Annotated in this window: 20 protein-coding genes; 15 read left to right on the forward strand and 5 right to left on the reverse strand. The window is 69.5% G+C overall.

Going from position 1 to position 22,014, the window contains the following annotated elements:
* The first annotated feature begins 8 nt into the window (after positions 1-8).
* The 8 genes from AKI01S_RS20205 (at position 9) to AKI01S_RS20235 (ending at position 4,968) form a co-directional block, all read left to right on the forward strand.
* A complete protein-coding gene (locus tag AKI01S_RS20205) occupies positions 9-677 on the forward strand; it encodes a hypothetical protein (RefSeq protein WP_067819929.1) in 669 nt (222 codons plus the stop codon).
* Between the two features lie 548 nt (positions 678-1,225).
* Positions 1,226-1,426 (forward strand): hypothetical protein, encoded by a 201-nt coding sequence (locus tag AKI01S_RS20210; RefSeq protein WP_067819932.1) that lies wholly within the window; start codon positions 1,226-1,228, stop codon positions 1,424-1,426.
* A 113-nt stretch (positions 1,427-1,539) separates the two neighbouring features.
* On the forward strand, positions 1,540-1,803 hold the full coding sequence (locus tag AKI01S_RS20215; RefSeq protein ID WP_067819935.1) for a hypothetical protein: 264 nt from the start codon (positions 1,540-1,542) through the stop codon (positions 1,801-1,803).
* Between the two features lie 738 nt (positions 1,804-2,541).
* Positions 2,542-2,784, forward strand: coding sequence for a hypothetical protein (locus AKI01S_RS20220; protein ID WP_067819938.1), 243 nt, complete (start codon positions 2,542-2,544; stop codon positions 2,782-2,784).
* Positions 2,785-3,092: 308 nt separating this feature from the next.
* Entirely contained in the window at positions 3,093-3,329 is a 237-nt protein-coding gene (locus tag AKI01S_RS20225; RefSeq protein WP_067819943.1) for a hypothetical protein, read from the forward strand.
* A 427-nt stretch (positions 3,330-3,756) separates the two neighbouring features.
* A complete protein-coding gene (locus AKI01S_RS50715; protein WP_157419961.1) occupies positions 3,757-3,918 on the forward strand; it encodes a hypothetical protein in 162 nt (53 codons plus the stop codon).
* Entirely contained in the window at positions 3,915-4,388 is a 474-nt protein-coding gene (locus AKI01S_RS20230; protein WP_067819948.1) for a hypothetical protein, read from the forward strand. Before AKI01S_RS50715 ends, AKI01S_RS20230 begins: the two co-directional genes overlap by 4 nt.
* Before the next feature lie 232 nt (positions 4,389-4,620).
* Entirely contained in the window at positions 4,621-4,968 is a 348-nt protein-coding gene (locus AKI01S_RS20235; RefSeq protein ID WP_067819951.1) for a hypothetical protein, read from the forward strand.
* Positions 4,969-5,150: 182 nt separating this feature from the next.
* Here the strand turns inward: AKI01S_RS20235 and AKI01S_RS20240 are convergent, their stop codons facing one another.
* A complete protein-coding gene (locus tag AKI01S_RS20240) occupies positions 5,151-5,534 on the reverse strand; it encodes a hypothetical protein (protein ID WP_067819954.1) in 384 nt (127 codons plus the stop codon).
* Positions 5,535-5,668: 134 nt separating this feature from the next.
* Here AKI01S_RS20240 and AKI01S_RS54685 point away from each other — a divergent pair, with 134 nt between their 5' ends.
* The 6 genes from AKI01S_RS54685 (at position 5,669) to AKI01S_RS20265 (ending at position 14,230) form a co-directional block, all read left to right on the forward strand.
* Positions 5,669-6,121, forward strand: coding sequence for an endonuclease domain-containing protein (locus AKI01S_RS54685; RefSeq protein ID WP_083999899.1), 453 nt, complete (start codon positions 5,669-5,671; stop codon positions 6,119-6,121).
* Positions 6,122-6,222: 101 nt separating this feature from the next.
* The gene (gene mobF / locus AKI01S_RS20245; protein WP_067819957.1) at positions 6,223-9,879 is read left to right on the forward strand and encodes a MobF family relaxase; all 3,657 of its coding nucleotides are present in this window, start codon (positions 6,223-6,225) and stop codon (positions 9,877-9,879) included.
* A gap of 62 nt (positions 9,880-9,941) precedes the next feature.
* Entirely contained in the window at positions 9,942-10,181 is a 240-nt protein-coding gene (locus tag AKI01S_RS20250) for a hypothetical protein (protein ID WP_067819960.1), read from the forward strand.
* A 45-nt stretch (positions 10,182-10,226) separates the two neighbouring features.
* A complete protein-coding gene (locus AKI01S_RS20255; protein ID WP_067819963.1) occupies positions 10,227-11,444 on the forward strand; it encodes a zeta toxin family protein in 1,218 nt (405 codons plus the stop codon).
* Between the two features lie 42 nt (positions 11,445-11,486).
* Positions 11,487-13,790 carry a hypothetical protein gene (locus AKI01S_RS20260; protein WP_067819968.1) on the forward strand — a complete coding sequence of 768 codons (2,304 nt, stop codon included), beginning with the start codon at positions 11,487-11,489 and terminating at the stop codon, positions 13,788-13,790.
* A gap of 203 nt (positions 13,791-13,993) precedes the next feature.
* The gene (locus AKI01S_RS20265) at positions 13,994-14,230 is read left to right on the forward strand and encodes a hypothetical protein (protein WP_067819971.1); all 237 of its coding nucleotides are present in this window, start codon (positions 13,994-13,996) and stop codon (positions 14,228-14,230) included.
* Positions 14,231-14,316: 86 nt separating this feature from the next.
* On the opposite strand, the gene AKI01S_RS20270 is transcribed toward AKI01S_RS20265, so the two are convergent.
* Positions 14,317-14,817 (reverse strand): hypothetical protein, encoded by a 501-nt coding sequence (locus AKI01S_RS20270; protein WP_157419962.1) that lies wholly within the window; start codon positions 14,815-14,817, stop codon positions 14,317-14,319.
* Between the two features lie 173 nt (positions 14,818-14,990).
* Here AKI01S_RS20270 and AKI01S_RS49330 point away from each other — a divergent pair, with 173 nt between their 5' ends.
* Positions 14,991-16,295 (forward strand): helix-turn-helix domain-containing protein, encoded by a 1,305-nt coding sequence (locus AKI01S_RS49330; protein WP_083999901.1) that lies wholly within the window; start codon positions 14,991-14,993, stop codon positions 16,293-16,295.
* 176 nt (positions 16,296-16,471) lie between these two features.
* On the opposite strand, the gene AKI01S_RS20275 is transcribed toward AKI01S_RS49330, so the two are convergent.
* The 3 genes from AKI01S_RS20275 to AKI01S_RS20285 are packed head-to-tail and all read right to left on the reverse strand — an operon-like array spanning position 16,472 to position 22,013.
* A complete protein-coding gene (locus tag AKI01S_RS20275) occupies positions 16,472-17,179 on the reverse strand; it encodes a DUF4913 domain-containing protein (RefSeq protein WP_083999903.1) in 708 nt (235 codons plus the stop codon).
* Positions 17,176-18,936: a type IV secretory system conjugative DNA transfer family protein gene (locus AKI01S_RS20280; RefSeq protein ID WP_067819977.1), complete on the reverse strand. Its 1,761-nt coding sequence runs from the start codon at positions 18,934-18,936 to the stop codon at positions 17,176-17,178. Before AKI01S_RS20280 ends, AKI01S_RS20275 begins: the two co-directional genes overlap by 4 nt.
* On the reverse strand, positions 18,933-22,013 hold the full coding sequence (locus AKI01S_RS20285; RefSeq protein WP_157419963.1) for an LAGLIDADG family homing endonuclease: 3,081 nt from the start codon (positions 22,011-22,013) through the stop codon (positions 18,933-18,935). The genes AKI01S_RS20280 and AKI01S_RS20285 overlap by 4 nt, the downstream gene beginning before the upstream one ends.
* Between the last annotated feature and the right edge of the window lies 1 nt (position 22,014).

Here is a 22,014-nt window from a genome sequence, read left to right on the forward strand (position 1 = left end):
GCCCGCCCATGACCGCACGCACCATCAACGACCGCCTAGCCCTCGACATCAACGGCGTCGCCGAACACACCGGCGCCTCGATCCCCACCGTCCGCGTCTGGTACCGCGACCGCGCCACCACCGGCTTCCCCGACCCCATCCCCGCCGACCTGGCCGCAGAACGCCGCGCGCTGTGGTTCTGGGCCGACCAGGTCGAGGCCTTCCACCAGCACCACACCGCCCGCAAACGCGCCGCCCTGACCCCCCTGGACACCTCCGGCGACCCCACCGAACTGGTCAACTCCACCCAGGCCGCCCACATCCTGGGCTACGGCCGCGCCAAGAACCTGCCCCCCGAACTCCTGGAGCGGGCCGACCACATCCAGACCCTGCCCAGCGGCCGCCAACGCCGCTTCTGGCACCGCTCCACCATCTGGAAATACGGCGCCGCCCGCGGCACCCGCCCCACCGGCCCACCCCGCACCCCGGGCCACCACCCCCGCCGCACCGGCGACCCCACCGACCTGGTCGACGCCATCGAGGCCGCCCGCATCCTCAACCACCCCACCACCAAACCCCTGCCCCCCGCAGTCCTGGAAGCCGCCGACCAGACCCAGACCCTGCCCTCAGGACGGCGTCTGCGGTTCTGGAAGCGCGCCACCCTGTGGGCCCTGGCCGACCAGTCGGCCAGCTCCTGACCCTCCCGCTATCCCGGCCAGGCATCGGCAGTGGGGAGCGGCCGCCCGCTCCCCACTGCCGGTCAGGTGGCGCGCCCACTAGCCCGCCCGTCGCCACCGGCGGGCGGTGGTGAGGCAGGGACGGCACACGTTGCCGATACCGGGCAAGGGAACCTGCCGGTCGCTGAGGGCAGGTGCGGCCACCGCCGCCCCAGACACCAGGCGGGGCGGGCCGGCACTCGACGCTGCCGTCCGAGGGGCCCATCAGGCGTCTCGCCCCGGCAGGCCCTGGAACCCGCTGCGGTATTGCGACGCAGTTTCACCGCAGCAGGACCGCACGACCGCCGCAACCTGTCCCCCGCGAGCACGCGCACGCTCGCCCCTGTCACCGGTGCCGGGCCGCCAAGATCTTTTCAAGCCGTCACCCGCCGCCCGACCCTGCCCCCCACCCCCGGGAAAACATCTTCGCGGCCCTGCCTGGAAGTTGCGGCGGCCGCACGGTCCTGCTCACGGCGCTGCGTTCGCAACACCGCACCGGGCTCCACAGCCCACCCGTGAGAGGACACCTGATGCACCACTCGACCGGACTGAGCGCCGACTACCGGCCCACCCCGACCGACCTGCTGCACTGCGTCGGCAACGGCGGCCACACCATCACCCGCCGCGACCTGCACGCCACCCTGCCCGGCATCGGCAACGTCTGCCGCCCCTGCCTCACCACCGCCCGCCAGAAGGCCCTCGACGAACTGACCGCGGCCACCGCCACCTGACCGGCAGCCGGAGACGGGCAACCGCTCCCCGCGCCCCCGCTGCCTGCGCGCCCGGTGCGGCCCTCAGCCCACCGGGCCTCTGCCCCCAGGTCTCACCGAAAGGTCTTTTCGTCATGCCTTCCACCATCAAGGCCTCCTCCCCGCTTCTGGACTCCATCGCCGTCACCTCCGTCCTGCAGAACCTGCTGCACGACACGGTGCTGGACAAGGGTTTCGACGACGAGCTGGCCACCAGGCTCGACCGCCCCGACTGGCAGCACGACCAACCCGTCATCACCGACGCCGAACTCTGCGGCTCCGGCGTGGAACTGGTGATCCGCGGCCGCCGGATCCGCCTGAGCCTCACCGACCTGGGCCCCCACAACCCGCGGCGCTGAGCCCGCCAGGTGGCCCGCGCCCACCAGCGCGGGCCACCCCCTGCCACCCTCCCCCCCGGCCCCCTCCAAAAGGCATCGGCCTGCCCACCTGCACCGGAAAGAGGGTGGGGGCGCGGCCTGAACGGCCGCGCCCCCACCCCCTCCGGCAGGGCACCTCTACGCGGTGCTCAAGCCCGCCCCTAGCGGGGCGGGCCGCCCGGGCCTGGCAGCCCGCCAGCGTCAGCGCGGTCGCGGCGGCGTCAAGGGCGCCTTCGGCGTCGGCTACGCCGATGGCCTAACGGCCACCCTTGACACCGCCGCGACCGCGCTCACCTTCCGGCACCACCACCCGGCAAAGCACCCTGCTCCCTACTCCTGACCGACCCCGGTATCTACAGCGGTTGGCACCCACACCGACGGCCCCACAGGCTGCCCGACCGCACCGCCGTCGGCCTCATGGTCACCGGCTCCCTCGCCGGGAGCCTCCACCGCGCCAGGATCGACCGCCGTCCGCGCCCAGGGATACCGCAGCCAGGGTGGGGTTGACCGTCTGCTCCGACCCCAGACTGCCGCCCCATCACAACCTTGCCGCCCTTGCCGTGCTGGCTTGATCCGACTGCTTGATGGTTGCGGTTCGGGCGGTGCCTAAAGGCAGCGCGCCGGGGGTGGCCGGTCAAGGGAAAGCGCCTTGACCGGCCACCCCCGGCGCGCTGAGCCGAGCTCACCGCCCGAACCGCAACCATCAAAGGAGTCGTGCCCATGCCCAAGATCGAAGTCCGCCACATTGCCCCCCTCGCCTTCGGCTCACTGGGCTGGATCGAGGGTTACACCGACCACATCGAAGAACTCCGTGGCCACCAGCTGCGCATCAGCGAGCCCTGCGACGATCCCAACAGCGTGCTCATCAACGTCGAGGACCGGTCGAGCGACGCCATCAAGTACCAGGGCGGCGTCTTCCGAATCAGTGTGACGGTCAGCCGCGTCGCCGACCTGACCGACTGACCAACAACCCATCTCGACCGAGCGCGGAAGCCGCCTGCTCCCGCGCTCGCCGACGAGCTCACTCGCCTCTGCCGCACCCGCGACGACCCGAGCCAGACCACCACCCCGCCTCATCGTCTCCCACCCAGCCGGGCCACTCGCACGCCCCGGCCGAAGAACCTCCTGGTCCTCCCTGGTGTGGATCGGTGCTCCAAAAGCACAGCGGTCCGGGGCGGGCGGGTCAAGGCACCCCGAGGGGGCCCCGCCTTGACCCGCCCGCCCCGGACCGCTGAACAAAACCCGCACCGATCCACACCAGGGAGGACCAGATGATCCCTTTCAGCCCCGAAGAGCTTGACGGGCACGCCCCCTACGACCGCTACGACGACATCAACGAACGCTTCGGCGGCGAGGTCATTCCTTACCTCGACCCCGACGACCCCTACGACCCTTGCGGCCACGAACCCCTGCTCGAAGACCTCCCCGCCGGCCAGGCCGGGTTCCAGATCATCGACATCTACCCGCCCGCCCTGCACACCTCCTTTGAGGGCGAACCGCCCTTCTAACAACCCCTCTCGATGGGCTGGCCCGGACGCCGGGCCAGCCCATCACCCCACCCAGCAGTAGCTCCGCCCTCCAAGGCCTGCCACCGCTGTCCTCCTCACTTCGGCCCCACACCCATCGACCGGAAAGGACTCTCCCTGTGGCCAAACGACGCGCTTGGGCGCGACTGCGTAAGGAAGACGACATTGGGCGCGGCAACCGCCGGTGCCGTGCCGGACGCATCCGGTGGATGCGCAAGCACGACAAGCCCACCGCCACCACTGGCTGACCACCGACCCACCTCGGCCGAGCGCGGGAGTTGCCCTGCTCCCGCGCTCGCCGTCGGGCCTGATCAACGCACGACGAAAGGAACAAACTCCGTGATCACCGACGGCGGCAGCGTTGTCTGGCCGCCCGGCCGGGGCCTTCGTCATGCCGGAAAGGAAACATGTGGCCCAGATCAGACGGTTCAACCACCACCGGGAAGACCGCGACGAGACATGGTGCGGCTGGTCCCAGAAGGAAATTCCCGACGACTACGACCACCAAGCGTGGCAGGAACACTGCCCTGAGCTGTGCAACGGCGCGACGATCGAGGAGGCGTCCGCATGACGGAATTTCCTCCGGACGTTGATGAGGCAGTGCAGGCCCTGAAGGCGGCCTTTGGGACGGCCTATGTCCAGCACACCGGCGGCGGCTGCCACTCGATCTGGGTGCCGATCGAGGGCCGCGGCGGATTCCACGTCGGTGACATCGACGGGCCCCTGGGCGAGTCCAACTCTGGATGGGGCGTAGAGATGATCGGCTCCGATGGCGACTACGAAGGCCCGGTAGCCAACATCGAGTCTCGCTCGATCCCGGACCTGATCGAAGCATTGCGGCTGTTCCTACGGCGCGGTGAACGTACCGGAATGCGGCCCATCGACCAGTGGCAGATGGACCGCGACGCCCACAGCAACGGATGGCGACACTTCGTCGCCCCGACAGGCAACGACCGAATGAACACCGGCAAGCCCGGCTGTCCCACATGCCAGGAACTGGTCGAGCGGTACCTGGCGATCAGGCCAGAAGACCGCATCTGAAGGTCGGGGCGAAGAAGCACCAGGGTGGACGGAAACTGCTGTCGTCACAAGATCATCCTGACGCGGCGGCTTGGCTCGGCGGGGAATTCATCCCCCTTTGAGCCGGGGCGGCATCGGCTGTGTTCCGCATGATCCGCGGTGCGGGGTGGGGCGCAACCAAGACCAGGTTGCGCCCCACCCCGCACCGCGCTGACGGCCTCGTCCGATGCCACCCCGGCTCAAGGGAGATGTGATGAAGTTCAGCCCCACCGACATCAAGATCGTTGACACTCTCTCCGACCTTCATCCCCAAACCACCAAGCAGGTCCACCTGGCTGCATGGATCGGATGCGGCCCGTCCCACGTCAGCCAGCGGCTGCGCTGGCTGACGCACAACGGCCTGGTGTCCAAGTCCGAACGAAACGAGCTGAGCCTCACCGAGAAGGGCCTGCGCCTGCGCAATGGCGCTACCGAATCTGCCTCCTGCGCCCTTCTGTCCAACCACCCCTCAATGCCCGGCCGCAGAGCCCCAGACATGCCTTCCGTGCGCCGTCTGACGATCGCTCGACGCATGCCGAAGCAGGAAGGCCGGGCATCCTGACCGCGTACAGGATGCCCGGCTCTGTCGTCTCGCTGACCATCACGATGAACGAGTCGCGTTCGGAGCGCCCTCCTGCGATTGGCTCTTGGCGTCCTCAGATATGCGCCCCGAACAGATTCCGACGTCATCGCCTCTGAAGCGCTCACCCAGGATGTCCGGGCCGAGCGCCCCACGTTCAGCGATCAGACCGCATCGAAGGACGGTGCCGCGTTCTCGGCGGGTGCCGCCGCCTCCTCCCGGTCATCGGATGCGGCGGACATGGGCGAGACCTGGCCCGACGGGCGGGCGGGCGAAGGCGTCCTTGCCGACTTGCCTCGCGGACGCCCCTTGGCCCGCACAGTCGGCGTGGTGAAACCGAGCTTGCCAAGCTCGTCCTCGCTCCACCCCTCGCGCAGCGCCGCCGCATGGGCCATGGCATAGGCACGTTCGGCTTCCTTCAACAGCGCAGCCACCCGCACGCGTTCGTCGTTAGCCGCCCGCAGTTCCCGTGCAGCGCTGATCCGGCCATCGACATTGAGGACCCTCAGCGCCGCCGCCTCCAGGTCATCACCGCTATTGATCATCATGGCGGTAAGCCTAGATACCGCTCATCCGAAACGGAAGCAGACATCTGGCGCAGGCGATCCAGACGCACTGCCTCATGGACTCCTGCGCAGTAGGCCCGAGCTGAGCGACGGAGTGGCCTGGGTAGGACGTTGACATGGAAAACGATCATGAACCTGTCCAGTACGTCCAGTGGCGGCTGGCGAAGCTGGGCCGCCCCAAAGAACGGTGTCTGGTGTGCCGCACGAACCGGATTCCGCACGTGCGGGACCACTGTCACAAGCACGGATGGATCCGGGGCGTGCTGTGCAACACCTGCAACGGCACCATGCGGTGGCTGGATCGGGGAGCGCTCCTCCGTGCTGCCGGGGCACGTGCCGAGGTCCAGCGCTACATCGAACACTGGCTGCGCTGCCCGGACTGCGCGGTACGTGGCTGGCGGGAGACGGCCTACTGCAAGTGCGACCGCGCCGAGCCCCGACGACTTCGCCGAGAGTGCAACGAACCCGCAGCTGATCAGCCGTGTCCCTGGGAAGGGGTCGGCTTCCGTCCACCCCTGCCTCCGACGCACCGATCGGGTCGCCGAAAACGGGCTGACGATCTCGCATAAAGATCATCGAAGCAATATCATCAACGCGATGTACCCAGGTATGGACACTCCCTTACGGGGGTGGGGTATATGAATCTTGGGCGGGAGAAGGGAGGGCGGCGATGGCATGGCTCACGACCATCGGACCTGATGCCGCCCAGCTCGACTACCGCTTGGAAGAGTCGGCCGGTTGCGTCCTGGAAGCCAGGTCCGAAAGCTTTGAGCTCCACGAACCGCTGGGACTCTCCCTGGCCGACACCAGCAGGCTGGAACGGCTGACCTGGTTCGGTGGTGGCCTGGCCGATGTAGGGATCACCACCGGCACTCCGCTGGCCGGACAAGCCGACAAGGACCGCGCTCGCGCCTTGATGGACGGCCTGCATCCAGAGACCGGCGAAGCCCTGGTCTCGGCTAAACGCAGCATCCACCCCGCGAGCAAGCTGCCTGCCGCTCCCCTGCTTCACGCGGTGGACCAGGCCGCCAAAGAGCTGGGCGTCGCGCCGTCGCACCTGCTCCGTACCCGCCGGGCTTTCGAGCACCTGACCCGCATACGCCGCATGGTCCACCGTGTCGGCGATGACCACCGTGTCGCCCTGACCGTCTTGGAGATGGTGCAGACCGGACTGGCCTCAGCCGCCGGTATCCGACTCGACGACCTCTACTCTCCCCGCGAGCTGGCCTCAGCGCGCGCTCACCGCGGCCGCAGCGTGCGAGTTGGCCTTCGCGGCTTTGACCTGACCATCGACTTCCCCAAGTCGCCCAGCGTGGTGTGGGCGCTGGGCGACGAGTTCACGGCCGCGCTGCTGAAAAAGGCGTTCCGCCAGGCCGTCAACGACACTCTCGTCGACCTGGAGCGCTGGTGCGGCTATGCGCTGCGCGGGCAGAACGGCGACGGGCGCACCGCCACCCGGACGCCGACGTCAGGGCTGCTGGGTTGGGTGATGTGGCACGAGGTCGCCCGGCCCGTCGACGGCGGTGTGCCCGACCCCCATCTGCACGCCCACGCTGTGATCGCACACCTGGTCCGCGGTGTCGACGGGCGCTGGTCAACCCCCGCCAACGGAGGCCGGGAACTCCATCGCCACGTCCAGGTAGCTGGTGCGTTGGCCCAGGCGCGGCTTCGCCACGCCACCACCGAACTGGGCTTCCGGTGGACCACCAACGGGTCCACCCAATGGGAGCTGGCCGGGGTGCCCCGGCGGGTGCGCGAGCTGTTCTCCAAGCGCACCGCCCAAACGCGCACCACCCTGGCCGCGCTGGGCATGGGCGACATGACGGCGACGTCCACCGCGATGACCAAGGCCGCCGCCGCGATGTCCCGCGAAGGCAAGCACACCGCGCCAACCGCACGGACCGCACCGCCCGCCCCAACGGCGCGCCACGCCGATATCGGCGACGACGTTCCCGCCGCGGCGGTCGCGAGCCAAGGGACGCAGCTGCGCACCGCCTGGCGACGACAGGCCCTCGCTGCGGGATTCGACCCCACAGACATGGTGCGGTCCTGCTGGTCCGGCTCCACGGCCCACACCGCAACCTCCGCCGCTCCCGCGCGGCAGGCCACGTTGAGTGGGCTGGCGCAGCGCGTGTTCGACCCCGCCAACGGGGTCACCGCCGGCGGGCGCGTGGCCACCCACCCGCGCCTGTTGGCAGCGGTTCTGGACGCGCTGCCACAAGGCGTTGCCGACGCCGGCCACGCCCAGGCGCTGGCCGAAGAACTCCTTCGAATGCCGAACGGCCCCGCCGTCGCGCTACCACCCGATCCGGTGCGTCCCGACCTCACTCAGGGGCCGCGCTACCAGACCCACCGCGAGCGGTATGTGCAACGCGACCGTGCCCTCGCCCGCCACCAACTGATCGAGACCTGCGTGCGGCTGCGCCCCGAACACACCGCTGCTCACGCTGTGGTGTCCCCCGACACCGCCGCCATGGCGGTCGGCGCCGTCGAAGCCACCCGAGGTATCACGTTGACCGGTGACCAACGTGCCGCCGTGCAGCGGCTGACCACCGCCGGCCACGGCATCGACACGTTGGCGGCTGCCCCCGGTACCGGGCGCGCCACCGTGCTGGACGCCTGCCGGATTGCCTGGCAGGCCGCCGGACTGACCGTGCACGGCATCGCCCGCACCCAGCAGCAGGCCCAGGCGCTGACCGCCGCCACCGCGATCCCCAGCACCACCTTCTCCGCCGCCTCCGTCCCGCCGTCACATGGCCCTGCGGTGCTGGTGGTGGAGAACCCGGCTGCCTTCGATGATGCGGACCTGACGCAGCTGCTTCAACGCGCCGAGCACACCGCCACCAAGGTGGTGCTCACCGGGCGGCTACCCGACGCCCCCGGCCATGGCTACGCCACCGTGCATCGTCTGCTGGAGGCGCCCTGCCTTCGCACCCCGGTGAGATCCCAGCCCCCGCTGTATCCGCCTCCGCACGACGACAACCCCGACCGCTCACAACCGCGCGCAGAGCCCGACACCGAGCGTGTGCATGAGCGTGTGCATGTCGGTGACGACCGCGACCGCACGATCGCGCAGCTGGTCGCCGACTGGGCGGAGATCCGCACCCGGCGCGCCTTCGCCAGCCCCCACGACGAACTGGCGCACCTGCAGATCGTCACCGGCGTCGAACGCGACGCCACGCAGATCAACCGGGCCACCCGTGCGCTGCGCCGCGTCCTTGGCGAGATCACCGGTCCCGACCGCCACTACACCCTGCCCGGCGGCCGCGTCCTGCCCCTGGCGGTGGGCGACCACATCAGCCTGCACGCCTCCACCCCGTGGGCGCGCTCGACCATCCCCTATGGGACGGTGACCGGCTTCCGCGACCGCGATGTCATCGTGCAGTGGCAACCACAGGACGCAAGACGGGAAGAGCCGACGACCACCACCGTCCCGCTGCGCCGCGTACTCAACGGCGACCTGGTGCACGCCACCGCGCTCCCCGTCACCGACCCCCACCTGCGCACCGCCGACACCATCCTGGCCTACACCGTCGCGCTCCCCACCGACGCACAGACGCTGGTATCGCCCAGCGCCGGTTCCCAGATCCACCTGTACGTGCCGCGTCCGCTGCACCCCGCCCTCGACGCCGCGCTCCCGGTTGCCGCCAAGACGGCCTCCTCGGTGACGCCTGCGCCTTCCAACGGCGCTCCGGGTAGCGGTCCTGGTGGTCACGATCCCCAGCAACCAGCCGACACCGGTGCGACTCCTCGGGGCGAAGCGCCGAGGGTGACCGCCGACCGCCCAGAGGATGTGCCGCACTGGTCCCAGCGCTCCTACGGTGCCTACACCCAACGCGACCTGCGAACCCTGGTCACCCGGATCCAAGCCGAACAACACCGCCGAACCCGCGCCGATGCTCCGCCGAGCCAGGGCGCCCCTAGCCGGGACATCTCACCCAAGCGCGCCGCCGGAACAACCGCCGTCCCCGACCTCCCCGGCGACGGTCAGCCGCACCACGAGAACCTCGGGAAGCTCTCCGAGGCGGGGTTGCAGGCACAGCTCGCTGCTATCGCAGCCGAACTCGGCGTCCGGCGCGGCCTGTCGCCTGACCGGCGTCGTCTGGAACGCGATGAACGTGCGGCCCACCACGCGCAGTCCCGTCCCCGTTCACCTCGCCTGGACCCCGCCACGCCCAGCGTTGACCGGCTGCGTCAGGTCCGGCCCGACGGCGTCGCACCCGAGCGCCCGGCACCGGCATCACCGATCACGCGTCCCACGCCGCCACCGCCACCGCCCCCGCGGCGCGATTCCAGCCCGCCAGAGCACGGGCCGCGTCGCCGGTGATCGCTGGCTAACCCCTGTCCCAGCCCTGATGACCGACCCCGTCACAAACGAAGGAAACCCCGATGACCAACAACTCGCTGAAGGATTTCCTCCAGCGCTACGCCGACGGCCAGATCAGCCGAGAGCAGATGCTGGACACCATCGCCACCTGGCCGCTGGAAGACGTTGAGTTCGTCCCCGGCCACGACCTTCCAACCCACCAGGACAACACCACCGAAGTGCTGCACGAAGCGCGGCTGTTGCGCCAGATCACCGAGGAGGACTACGAGGAGATCTGGCGGCGCCGACGCGATTCGCACTAAAGTCCCCGAAGATCATCCATATCGTGAGGACCGGGGGCAGAGCAGATGGAGGTTCTCGAACCTCGCTACCACCAGCTCTACCGGTACCTGCAGCACGAGATGGTCAATGGTGCCCTGGCCTCTGGCCCCGGCGACACCTTCGCCCGCTACCACAACAGCGACGGCTCCTGGCAGCAGCACCGTGGCCGCCTGCACCAGCAGATCCTGGAGGAGTTCCAGCAACGCTGCCAGGGCCTGCCCCGCGGCGGTAACGCGGTGCTGCTGACCTCCGGCCCGCCCGGCGCCGGCAAGAGCACCGCGCAACAGATGCTGGCCCAGCGCCAGGGCCAAGACGATGAGCTGGGTCGCCAGCTGAACCAGGTGCACGGCGTCGAGCTCGGCGATTACGTGCGGCTGGATCCCGACGAGTTCAAAGCGGCGCTGCTGCGCCATGGCGGATTCCCACCCGATGCGCCCCGGCAGGCCGAAATCCCCGGCCAGCCCCGACTGGCCCCCGCTGAGATGGCGGCCCTGGTGCACCGCGAGTCCTCGACATTGAACAGCGCCTTTGAACGGTGGGCCCGGAGCCAGGGCTACAACCTGCTGTACGACGGCACCATGCGCGACCTGGGCCACGCGCAACGGCTGCTGGGGAACCTGCGCCGTGAGGGCTACGGACAACGACTGGTGGTCTCGGTGGAGGTGGACCGGCAGACCGCGGTCAACCAGAACGCGCTGCGCTGGCAGTACGGCAGGAAGGCCTTCGACGAAGGCCGCGACGCCTACGGCGGCCGCATGGCTCCCGAACCCCTCATCCACACGCTGTACCCGGCGCAGCCAGAACTCGGTGGACATTCGGTGGGCCGCCTGAACGCCGAGATCATGGTGCGCGATGAGCTGGCCACCGCGCTGATCGCCATCGACCGGACCAACGCCGGAACCCAAGCGGCACGCCCCTACGCCCAGTTGAGCGATGCCCAACTGCGCCACCAATGGGCAGCGACCGTTCGCGGCGGCAACGCCCAAGGCACGCTGACCGCCTTGGCGATGGAGATGGCGGCCCGCGAACAGAACCGGTTCGCCAGCGACGGTATGACGATCCGCATCACCCAGCCCGGCACCCTTTCCGCATTGCCGCCGACGATTGGGAGAGCGGCTGCCGCCCTGGCACGTTCGTCCCGCGGAGCTGCTCCCAGCCCCCGCCCAGGGCCCCAACGTCCCTCGACCCCGCCGGCGCCGGGCTCTCAACCCGACCACCGCCATGATCACCGCCGGACACGGTGACCTCTCACATGCATCTGTGACGGCAGAAAGGACGGCCCGCCTGTGGACAGCGGCTCCTCCCCCGACGTCGAAATCACCCACGGCGAAATCACCCGCAGCGAGATCACCCGCGCCCGTCAACTCGGCCTGGACCTTCCCGAGCGCCGCATTCTGAACCAGTACGTCCGCCGGGCCGCGGCCGCTGCCCGCGACACCGAAGACTTTTTCGCCAGACTCCAAGACCAAGGGCTGCGTGTCGAGCGCCGCACGAGCCAAAACGCGCGACCCCTGCCTGGCGGTTACGCCCTGGCGCTGCCGGCGCCTGAGGGCATCCCCGAACGCTTTTACCCCGCCGCCTGGCTGGGTGCTCCCGACTTGACGCTGCCCCGGATCCAAGAGCGGTTTGTGTCACCGCTGATCGCCCAACGGCTCGCCGAGGGCCTTGCGCCTGCGGCTGGAACCACCGCAGGCGGCGGCCCCGACGGCGTGGATCCGCAGACCGCGGCGGAAACCGCCGCGACCTCCACCGCCAGCGCCCTGGACCAGATCACCACCTCCTTCACCTCGCCGCCACCTCCGATCGCGGGTTCACTGCTCACTGCGGCTCCCCAGCCCACCGTCTCGATCACCGAACCGAACACTGAGCCGAGGACGGATCCGAGGACGGAGCCAGTCCAGGCCGCCGAGGCAGGTCACAGCGCGGCGGAGATCCCCGAGCAGCAGACCGCCGGTCCCAACACCCCGCGCCGCAACGACGGCCAGCAGGACCTTCCCCCGGTGCAGGCCGCCGCGTCCGTCCCCCGCCCAGGGACTGACGGACCCGAGGGGTCTGAGCCGATCCAGGGCCAGCCCGACGCGCAGGCTCAGCACCAGCAACCATCCCAGCAGCCGTCCCCGGCACAGGCTTCGGACGACCAGCGTCGCGCCGCGTACGCTCAACAGCTCGGCGACACCCTCACCGTCATCGCCAACCACGCCCCTGACCGCGTCCGTGACCTCCTTCAAGCTGGCGCCTCTGAGTACGAGCGCGCGGCCCGCGTCCGCATGGCGCGTGTGCAAGACCAGCTCAGCTTCGGGCTGCGTCTGTCGACCCAGGCTCTGGACGGTGCCGCCCAGTCTCTGGGCAAAGGCCGCGACATCGCCGCCCTGGCGCTGCTGACCATCGCCGCTGCCGGAGCGATCGAGGCCGCCATCTCTTGGTACAAACTGCAAAACCTCAAGACCGAGCAGGCCGCCGCCGAGAAAGCTCTGCCGCTGCTGCGTCAGGCCGCCCAGATCCTGGGTGGCGACCGCCCCACCCCCACCAGCACCGCCGCCCACGACCCGGCCCTGCGCCAAGCCGTTCAGCAAGCCCTCAGCGGTTCGACCCATGGGCAAAGCGCCGCCTCCGAGCGGGTGCTCACTGACCCCCGCTGGCCCCAACTGGCCGAGCTGCTCCAACAGGCCCGCCGCGACGGCCATGACCCTGCCGTGCTGCTGACTGATGCTCCCTTCATCCCCGCCAACACCTCGTCAGCCGAGCACATGATCAACCACCTGCGGTCTGACCTCACTACCGCGCAGACGCCCTCCGCTCCCACCGCCACAGCTCCCCAGGGAGCTCCGCCCGCCCCCAGCGCACCGGGGCAAGAAGCCACCTTCACCACCGCGCCGCCGACCCCTTCGGCCGACTCGGCGACGCCGCCTGCGCCAACAGCGCCACTCGGCGCCCGCCAAGCCCATCACCTGGAGACGCTCAACCGCGCTCTGGACGGCTACGTGCAGCCCGGCACCACCGCCCAACTGCTCGGCGACCCCGGCCTGATGGACCGGATGTCGCGCGCTGAGGCTCTGGGCATCAACGTGGTTCAGCACCTACGCGACCGACTCGCCAACGAGCCCAGACCTGCACCCTTCAGCCCTCTACCTCAAGCCGGGGTTCTGCGTTCGGTCATCTTTCGCCACCTTGAGAGCCCCGTGGGCCAGGAGGGCAGCAAGGCCGCGTTGGGCCAGGCGTTCCACGGCGTTCCCGAAGCGCCGTCGATGCGCCAGATCGTTCAGGATCCGGCCTGGCCCGCGTTGCACGACCACATCCAGGTCGCCGCTCGCCAGGGCCGCCACGTCCCGGCGCTGCTGCGCCACGCGGTCACGCAACGCGACTTCACCGGCGTGGTCTCCCCCACCCAGGTCCTCATCGCCAGGATCAAGACCCTGACGCAGTCCCCCAGCCCGAACGACGACGCCAACGCCTCGACCCGTCATCAGGGCGCGCGCTCCCGTTCCACCCAAGGAACCGCGCCGGCTCCGGCCGCTGGTGATCGACTGGTGGCACCCCGCCCCTCTCCAGCGCCGCACGATCGACACCACGGCCACAGCGCACGGCGATAACTCCCTGTGGCCCGCGCCTTCCTCCCCGGGAACTGATCATGTCTTCGCGACCGCGCCGCGCCCTGCGACTGCTGGGGCAACGGCTCTTCGGCCCTCACCCCAACACCACGGCCTGGAACGATGCTGCCGAGCCCGCTGCGCTCCCGGCACCTGCCGCCCACCCCCTCCCCGCTCTCCCCGAGGAGGAGCCGCCGGCGAAGGAGATGGGACTGGCCGACCATGCCCGCGCCGCCGCCGACGCCGAGCGTGGCCGCACCGACGAGCACCACCTGGCTGAAGACCCCGGTGCCGAGCAGCAGGCCCTGGCCGAGGCGATGCGGCAGGAAGGCTTGGCCGCCCACCATGACGCTGCGCCTCAACCGCGCCAGACCACCCTGCCGCCGGCCGCTCCCCGGAGCCTTCCCTTGACGGCCTCCCGCCCGGCACGGCGTCGCCGATGACAGGGCAACGGGTAGGGCATCTGGTGGGGCCGGCGGGCGCGGCCGTGCTTACTGTTCCTGCCTCCAGAGCGTTGCTGACGAGGTGCTCACGAGCGGGCGAACCAGGCGCGGCCGTGCGCGAAGCCCATGTCCCCGCCCCGGACACTGTGGATGAAGGCGCGCTCGGCGGAAGGCGAGGAATCCTTGGCAAGCTCGCCTTCCAGACGTGCGCGGACGAAGTCCGAATCCTCGACCGGCCAGGTCGAGGTGCGCACCGCGGCCACCCTTCCCGTCGCCGCATCGACCAGGGTCACCACGACCGTGATCGGCTGTCCCGGAACACCGGGCGGCCGCCCACGACCGATCATCTCGGTGCGCGGGGTGTAGATGATGTCGAACCATGCAGACTCGTGCGGACGCTCCTGCTGGGAGAAGAACAGGCGCACCATGGCGACACCAGGGCTATCGACCCACATGAAGCGGACGGGAGCGGAGCGGACCGCCTCGATCAGCTCGCGCGAAGGCAACCGGCGGAACAGTTGAATCTCCACCGCTGCCCTGGTGATCGTGAGATGGCTGCCCTCCCGCCATTCGGTACGGCCGTCCATGTACAGCTCCCCGATGGCCACAGGTCTTCCCGGCACGCCTCTCCCCTGCCCGCCAAATCAACATTCCGGCAGATGGATGCTAATCCATATTGGAATTCGGGGCAAGATGCCATGGCGTGACCTTGAACGTTGTTCGATGAATCACGGGCAAGTGGCTGGAAAGGTATCGATCGATGACCGACCTGGGTCCTGACGGCTCGCCGGAGGCCATCGGGAGGCGGGTCCATGACCTGCGTACGCAACAGGGAATGACACAACGGCAGGCAGCCCCTCCGGGAATGGACTCCAGTCAGATATCGCGGCTGGAACATGGAAAATACGCCCCGACCTCCCGAGAGATCGAAGCGCTGGCTGAACGGCTAGGGTGCCCCGCGATATATCTCTCCCATGGCATCTCGGAAGAGGAATACCAGCAACTCCACATTGACCTATCCACTGCCAGGGATGCCCTCTATGAGAACCGGCCCGGACAGGCCGTGGAGGACTTCACCGCCGTTGCAGACAACCCCCTGGCCGCCACCTTTCCCACCGTACGCAACGACGCACTCCACGGCCGAGCCGAGGCGTGGGAGATGGCCGGTGACTTCGACGCCGCCGCCCATCAGTACCGATCGCTGACCGAACAGCTCACCCCCTCGGACCGATGGTGGGGCGATGCGGCGGCCGGCGCGGTGCGCTGCCTCCACAAAGCAGGGTCCCCGGACTCCGCCATTGCCTTCGGTCGCCAGGCCTTGGAGCAGATCGGGCAGTGGCGCAGGCGGCCAGGCGCATGGGGAACCCCCGGATTGCGCATCGCCGTCGAGCTGCTTCCTGCACACGTCACCGCCAGAGATCAGACCCAGACGCTAAGGCTCCTCCACCGGCTCGAGGAGCGACTTGGCGCCGACCAGCCTGCCGACCTCAGGTTCAGCGCCTACCTCAACGCCGCACGTGCGCTGGCGGCGTTCGGGAATCTTGAGGGCCTGCTCAGCCGGGCCCACATGGCCTTCACAGTGGCCGCACGCGAACGCCTAGGCAGTCCGGCTGTGCTGGTCAACAGCTACGCCCAGTTGCTACTGGAAAGCCGCCACCCCAAAGCGGCACAGCTCGCGCTCGACACACTTGCGCAAGAGGAAGCCAGGCAACGCACCCGCGACCCTCGCACCACCGCCGTCCGGCAGTCCCTGATGGAACAGGCACGCTCGATCGTGCAGGACGGCACCCCGCCCACTTCCTCTGGGCCGCAGAGCCCCACGTCGACCCCGTTCCCGTCCTCGCGGTCCGAGTCGGCGTCCCCCGCGCGGAATCCCGCCGCCACCGAGTCCAACCAGAGGCAGGCCGGACGCCCGGCCTCAAGAGCCCAGGCATCACGGTCACGGTCCCCTCGTGGGGCGTCGCCCACTCCGAGTGCCGGTCGTCCAGCTTCCTCGGCGCTCTCCCGTGATCAGAAGCCCCCCATGCCTCCATCCCCACCACGTGATCACGGCCAACGTCGGTGAGCCTGCGACGTGACTTGCTGAGCATCGTTCTTCCTGACACGGAATTTGTCGTCTCCGGTTGGCCCGAGAAGTTCTTGGTGTTCGGAGAAGCCGAACGCCCGCGCGCCCACGCCAGAAGGGTCAGTGATGGCCGCCTCGGCGTGAGGACATCCCATCCCTGATCGCTCAGCCCGCGCTCAAAGCCTCGCCAAGGGCGTTGCCTGACGGCCTGCTGCTCGCTCTTCGTAACGTTCCACGGGCACTGACGGACTCGGGCGATGCGTGGGTTTTTTGGGGTCGATCATGCAGCTCTGGAAAGGGCCGCTCGGGTCGCGCAGCCGTGCCATGGCCGGGTCCAGGTGGTTGGTGTGCCAGATGCTGGGACCGGTGTGCCCGGAGGCGTGCTCGTCGGTGAGTTCCTGCCAGGCCAGCCACAGCGCGTGCAGTCGCGCCACCGCCTCGGGATGCTCCCACCAGCGGGCGCACCATGGCTGGCGGGAGGTGACCTGGGTGATGTAGGTCGGTACCAGGACCACGGCGACCCAGTTGTCCAGCGCGGTCAGCTCGGCTTCTTCTTCGGGGCTGTCGACGTCATACAGCAGGATGAACGGCGGAGCTCCCTGTTGCTTCTCCGGTTCGCGGTCGTGCTCATGCGCGTCGTCATCGTCCAGCTGCGGCGCACCGGAGGAGGCGGCGGCCTGCAGAGCCTCGATCGCAGTGGCATGGTCGGCCAGGGCCAGAGTGTGTTCGTCGAGCGTGTGGGTCAGGTCGGCCACCTGCTCGGCCAGCTCTTCCACCAGGTCGAACTGCGCGTCCCAGCCCGCCGGCGTCTCCGTAGGAGCCTGCGGTGTTGGTTGCTGCGGGGGACCGTCAGCGTCCGGTCCAGGCGAGGAGGGGACGGTCATAGCCGCCGCTCCGATTCAGTCGAGGTCGAGCGGGCCCGCACGGTGATCGCCTTGGTCTCGGCTGCTTCAGCGCGCGACAGCTCATCGGCGTCGGGCTCGGCGTACCAGGGGCGCAGCCGGATCAGCGCGGGACGCACTCCGGTAGCCAACAGCAACGCCGTGCTTTTGGGGAGTGCGCGGATGTCGGCCGCCTGCATGATGCGTTCCATCCGCCGGGTGATGCTGGTGGACCTTCCACCTGATCCGTGAGAGACGGTCAGCTCGGGGACCTTGTGGTCGCCGATCAGGCGGGAGACCTTCTCGGTGAAGTCGGCGTCGTCGAGGCCGGCACCCAGCACCTTGATCGTGGCCGCCGACCACAGCGCGTCCATTCCGATCTCTCCCCACACCTTGGCGCCCTGCCGGAAGGACTGCAGGATCGTGAGCACGACGAGCCCGCGCGATCCCAGGTGGGAGTACAGATCGGGCAGATCCTCGATCCGGCAGATGTTGGCGGCCTCGTCCAGCACCGCCACCAGCGGCGGGTCGATCCGTCCGCCCTGCTGTGAGGCCCGCGCCGTCCCGGCACGCAACACCGCATCGGTGCATGCGGCGATCACGCCGGTGGCCGAGCCGCCGCTGTTCTCGCTCAGCAGGTACAGCGTGTCGCGCGAGTCGACGAACTGGTCGGGGACGAACTGCTCCAGGTGCGGCTGCGGGGTGACCCAGGCGGCGATCTGCGGGTCCAGCAGGCACGCCACGCACTGGCGTGCGGTCTCATAGATGCCGTCGCGGGTATCAGGAGCGCCGTTGATGGTGCCTTCCAACTGGTGCGCCAGCGCCGTCATTCCGATGTCGTTCAGCAGATCGACCGGGGTGCGGTCGGCGGGTTGCGCCAGCCACACCAGCACGTCGTTGACGGTGCGACCGGTGCAGGCCGCCGCATAGAACAGCGCGGTGAGGGTGTTACCGGCGGCCGAGAACCAAAAGTCGCGACGGCTGGCGGCATCGACGCTGGCGGTGATGAAGTGCCCCGCCAACCGGCGCGCTCCCTCCAGCGTGCGCGCCTGCGCCAGCATGTCCCACCACATGCCCTGCTGCGTGTGGGCGATGCCCTGCATGTCGAACACCCATACCGTGCCACGACGGGCCCGCGCAGCGCGCGTCACCGCATACACATCAGGCTTGATGCTGGTCAGCAGCACCGCGCCCGGTGCGCGCAGCGCCATCGGAACCGCCAACGCGGTGGTCTTACCCGACCGCGGCGCCATGAACGCCAAAATGACGTCCTCCCAGGAAGCCCGCAGCTCGAGGCCGTCGGGCTCCAGCTCGCCCAGCAGCATTCCCACCTGGTCGGGATCGATCTCCGCCTCGTGCGCCAGGCTGGGACGCAGACCCTTGACGCGCCGCGTGAGGCCCTTGACCGTCAATGCCTCCAGCTCCCGGCGGCGGGCCAGGCCCGCGATTCCCGACGACCGCATCCACACCCATCGAGCGACCGCAACGGCGATCGCGACCAGTACCGCGGCCACCACCGCGATGCCGCTCCACAGCCAGCCCGCCCCCACTCCGGGCCACAGCGCCTCAGGCCCACTGCGCACCAGGGTGAACAACGTGGCCACACTGAAGGACGGCGGATTCCATCCCGCTCCCGAAGCTAGGGCGCCCAGACTGCCGCCCAGCCAGACCACCGCTTCCACGGCCGCGCCGCCGCCCATGACGCTCAAGATCAACCATGGGGCGGCATTGCCTGCGCCGTGCCCGCCGGACCCGCTCATTGCTGCTGCTCTCTGATCTGCCGCCGAATCGCGCCGTCGGTGTCGAACAGCCGCCGTTCGACCTCGGTCAGGCGCAACCGGACGGGGATTCCGACCCGGTGCCCGATCTTGATCAGTGCCTTGCCGCGGCCCGGATGGATTTGGGCGGTGCCGTCCACTCCGGTCGCCGTCGGCGCGGCCCAGGAGGACACCAGCTTCCGCTCCCGGTCGGTCAGCGGCTTCTGCTGGGAGAAACGCTCTAGCTCCGAGGCGGGCATGGCCGCCAGGACCGTGATGTCACACCGTTCCATCAGCCCCAGCGCCTTGGCTCGGTCTTCCTCGGTCGGGAGCGCCTGCAGGTCACCCAAGGAGTGGGTGACCAGCATCGACACCTCACCCTTGGCCCGGTTCAGCCGGGTGATGGCGTCCATCGCCTCCACCATCCCCGGCCCGGCCCGCAGCGCCCGCCACAACTCATCCAGCGGCAGCACCACCGGACGGTCGGCCATCCCGAACGCGCGCGCGGTGTCCAGCGCCGAGTAGCTGTAGGCCCAGGTCGCCAACAGCCCGGCGGCCACCACGGTGTCCCCGGCCGTCAGCAGCTGCGACAGGTCCACGCTGACAGCCGGGGCATCCAGATCCAACGGCGTGGTGGTGGGGGCGTCGAACAGCCCTGCCAGCGGGCCGTCGCACAGGTTCTCCAGCGCCGTCACCAGCTCCCGCGTCAGCGCGACGTACTCCTCCTGGGTCGTCGCCATCAGCTTGCCCATCAGCTCATCGGGAGGCGTTCGCAGCATCCCCACCAGGTCCGGAATGGTCGGATCGACCCCGATCGTCTTGTCCACCGCGATGCGGATCGCGGTGTTGAGCGCGGTGGACTCTGAGGCCACCGGCCGCCGCCCCAACCCGTGGGTCGTCGCCAGCAGCGCGTGGACCAGCTCGCTGCGACGTCCGTTGACCTCGGCCAGCAGCCGCTGCTGCTCTCGCGCCGGCAGCGACGCCAACCGGCGACCCAACGGCCCGGCGTCCAGCGGGTTGATCCGGTCCAGACCGCGGCCGATCCGCACCACCTGCCCGCCCAGCGCCTGCACCAGGTCGCGGTACTCACCCTTGACATCTCCTGGGCACAGCAACATGTAGCCGTACGCCGTCAGGCCCAGGCACAGGCGCTTGGTGATGGCGGAGTTGTGGGTGGTGATGAAGGAGCGGCCCGCCAGGAACAGCCCGCTGTCGGTGGCGACCTGGATGCACCGCACGGGGCGGGACTCCACCGGTCGTACGTCGACGATGTACCGCAGACGGGTCCGTACTGAGGACGAGGTTCCCTGGCCGTGCCGGGCGCGTTGCTGCTGGGCGACGCGTTTGCGGGACAGCCGGAACACCGGTTCGCCGGTGGTGAAACCGATCGTCCACTTGGGACCACAATCCCGTCCGGAAAGCCGGGCCCGCCCCTGGCGCAGCGTCGGCCGCATCCCCAACGAGCACACCAGCTCATGCACCTGCTCGGCCAACCGCGGGTTGGTGGTGGTGAACTGGACCTGCCCGCCTGGCGAGACCGTTCCGTCGGTGTCCAGCAGTCCCGCCAGCAGGGCACGGCGCTGCTCGGGCGCGGCCCGAAGGTAGAGCTGGGGGATGTGCTTGTTTCCCAGCACGCCGAGCCGTGCGAGCTGCCCGCGCAGCGTGCCGGTCGTCCAGCAGCTCCAACAGACCTCGCCGGTAGAGGTTCGTGCCAGAGCGGTGCCGCACCGGGCACAAGAACGCGCCCAGACTGAGGTGGTCTGATCGCCCATGGAGGACCGGGCGGCGCAGCTGCGCGAGCAGTACCGCTGCCGGTGGTGGCGCGCCCGAACCTGCTGGCCGCACCGCGGGCAGGTGATGTCGGGTCGGGACCGGGCCTTGACCGGACCGTGGATCGTGTAGCAATACGGTCCGCCTGAGCTTTTGGCGACGGTGTACCCGGCCGCCTCGATGAAGGCCACGATCTGCGGGTCGGTGGTGGTGATCCGGGCGGTGTCGGTATGTCCATCGCCCAGCCAGGCGCCCAGCACATAGGGGTCGATCGGGAGCTGGGCGGGCGGGGTCTGCACCGGGGGGCAGACCGGGATGGCGTGATTGACCTTGCCGCCCGCAGTGCGCAATGTGTCGGCGATCTGCGCGGTCGTCACCGGCCCCTTGCCCAGGACGCGATCGCGCTGGTCGTGCGCCGAGGTCGACATGCGTTCTAGCAACCGCTCCAGCACCTGGGTCCGGTCGAGCAGCCTCCTGCCGCCCGGTCCCTTCGCAGCCGTCTGTAGATCGCTCGTCCAGCGGTACACGCGCTGCAGGTCCCAGTCGCGGCCGCTGTCGCTCCATCCCAGCTCCCGCGCAAGTGCGATGATCGTGGTGGTACTGCCTGACGGTGTCGCTTCCTGCGCGACTCTCAGAGCCGCCAACTCTTGCGCGTTGCCCACAGCGCGCCGCCGAGCAGGCCGCAAGCGCTCGCCATGGCGGCGTTGGCGATCGGCCGCAGTCTCGGTCACCCACAAATGCTCGGCGTCGGCCACCAGGCTCGAGCCGTCGGAAAAGACGACCTCCAAACACCGGCGACCGGTCCAGACCGGGGAGGCCGCCACAACGGGGGTGGGACGGCCGCTGTCGTCGAAGACGTGGTCGCCGACACGCAAGTCACCCATCCGTGTCCAACCCGAAGGGGTCGGAATCGGGGTGTCGACATCCAATGCCTTCCCGACCCCGGGCTGACCCTGGATCCAGATGCCCGGGTTGGAGGTGAGTCGGCCCACCCATCCGGCCGGGTCCAGGCACACCATCTCGTGGGTGTACAGATCCGGGCCGATCGGCACCCCCTCGGTGGGGAGTCCACTGGCCTGCAGGAACGGGAACAGGCCAGCGACCTCGGTGGTGGTGCCGAGATACACCGATCCTGACTCCACGTGCGCGACGCGTCCGCCCGCTGGTCCCGGCCAGCCCCGCCGAGGCGCGATCACCTTGGGGTTGAGCGCGGGCGGCCGCTCGGCCTCACCGTGGTTGCGTGGGTCAGAGGGCGCCGCAGGGCGCCGGACGGACTTCTTGCCGGACTTGTTGGCGGACTTGGAGAACACC

Source organism: Actinomadura kijaniata NBRC 14229 (assembly GCF_001552175.1).
GTDB lineage: Bacteria > Actinomycetota > Actinomycetes > Streptosporangiales > Streptosporangiaceae > Spirillospora > Spirillospora kijaniata.

Bases quoted from the DNA above. Each gene is read 5' to 3' on its own strand.
- AKI01S_RS20220 (WP_067819938.1), top strand. From the start codon at position 2,542: ATGCCCAAGATCGAAGTCCGCCACATTGCCCCCCTCGCCTTCGGCTCA.
- AKI01S_RS20240 (WP_067819954.1), bottom strand. From the start codon at position 5,534: ATGATGATCAATAGCGGTGATGACCTGGAGGCGGCGGCGCTGAGGGTC.
- AKI01S_RS20230 (WP_067819948.1), top strand. From the start codon at position 3,915: ATGACGGAATTTCCTCCGGACGTTGATGAGGCAGTGCAGGCCCTGAAG.
- AKI01S_RS20280 (WP_067819977.1), bottom strand. From the start codon at position 18,936: ATGAGCGGGTCCGGCGGGCACGGCGCAGGCAATGCCGCCCCATGGTTG.
- AKI01S_RS54685 (WP_083999899.1), top strand. From the start codon at position 5,669: ATGGAAAACGATCATGAACCTGTCCAGTACGTCCAGTGGCGGCTGGCG.
- AKI01S_RS20275 (WP_083999903.1), bottom strand. From the start codon at position 17,179: ATGACCGTCCCCTCCTCGCCTGGACCGGACGCTGACGGTCCCCCGCAG.
- AKI01S_RS20215 (WP_067819935.1), top strand. From the start codon at position 1,540: ATGCCTTCCACCATCAAGGCCTCCTCCCCGCTTCTGGACTCCATCGCC.
- AKI01S_RS20255 (WP_067819963.1), top strand. From the start codon at position 10,227: ATGGAGGTTCTCGAACCTCGCTACCACCAGCTCTACCGGTACCTGCAG.
- AKI01S_RS20225 (WP_067819943.1), top strand. From the start codon at position 3,093: ATGATCCCTTTCAGCCCCGAAGAGCTTGACGGGCACGCCCCCTACGAC.
- AKI01S_RS20265 (WP_067819971.1), top strand. From the start codon at position 13,994: ATGGGACTGGCCGACCATGCCCGCGCCGCCGCCGACGCCGAGCGTGGC.
- AKI01S_RS20205 (WP_067819929.1), top strand. From the start codon at position 9: ATGACCGCACGCACCATCAACGACCGCCTAGCCCTCGACATCAACGGC.
- AKI01S_RS20210 (WP_067819932.1), top strand. From the start codon at position 1,226: ATGCACCACTCGACCGGACTGAGCGCCGACTACCGGCCCACCCCGACC.
- AKI01S_RS20270 (WP_157419962.1), bottom strand. From the start codon at position 14,817: ATGGACGGCCGTACCGAATGGCGGGAGGGCAGCCATCTCACGATCACC.
- AKI01S_RS49330 (WP_083999901.1), top strand. From the start codon at position 14,991: ATGACCGACCTGGGTCCTGACGGCTCGCCGGAGGCCATCGGGAGGCGG.
- AKI01S_RS20235 (WP_067819951.1), top strand. From the start codon at position 4,621: ATGAAGTTCAGCCCCACCGACATCAAGATCGTTGACACTCTCTCCGAC.
- mobF (WP_067819957.1), top strand. From the start codon at position 6,223: ATGGCATGGCTCACGACCATCGGACCTGATGCCGCCCAGCTCGACTAC.
- AKI01S_RS20250 (WP_067819960.1), top strand. From the start codon at position 9,942: ATGACCAACAACTCGCTGAAGGATTTCCTCCAGCGCTACGCCGACGGC.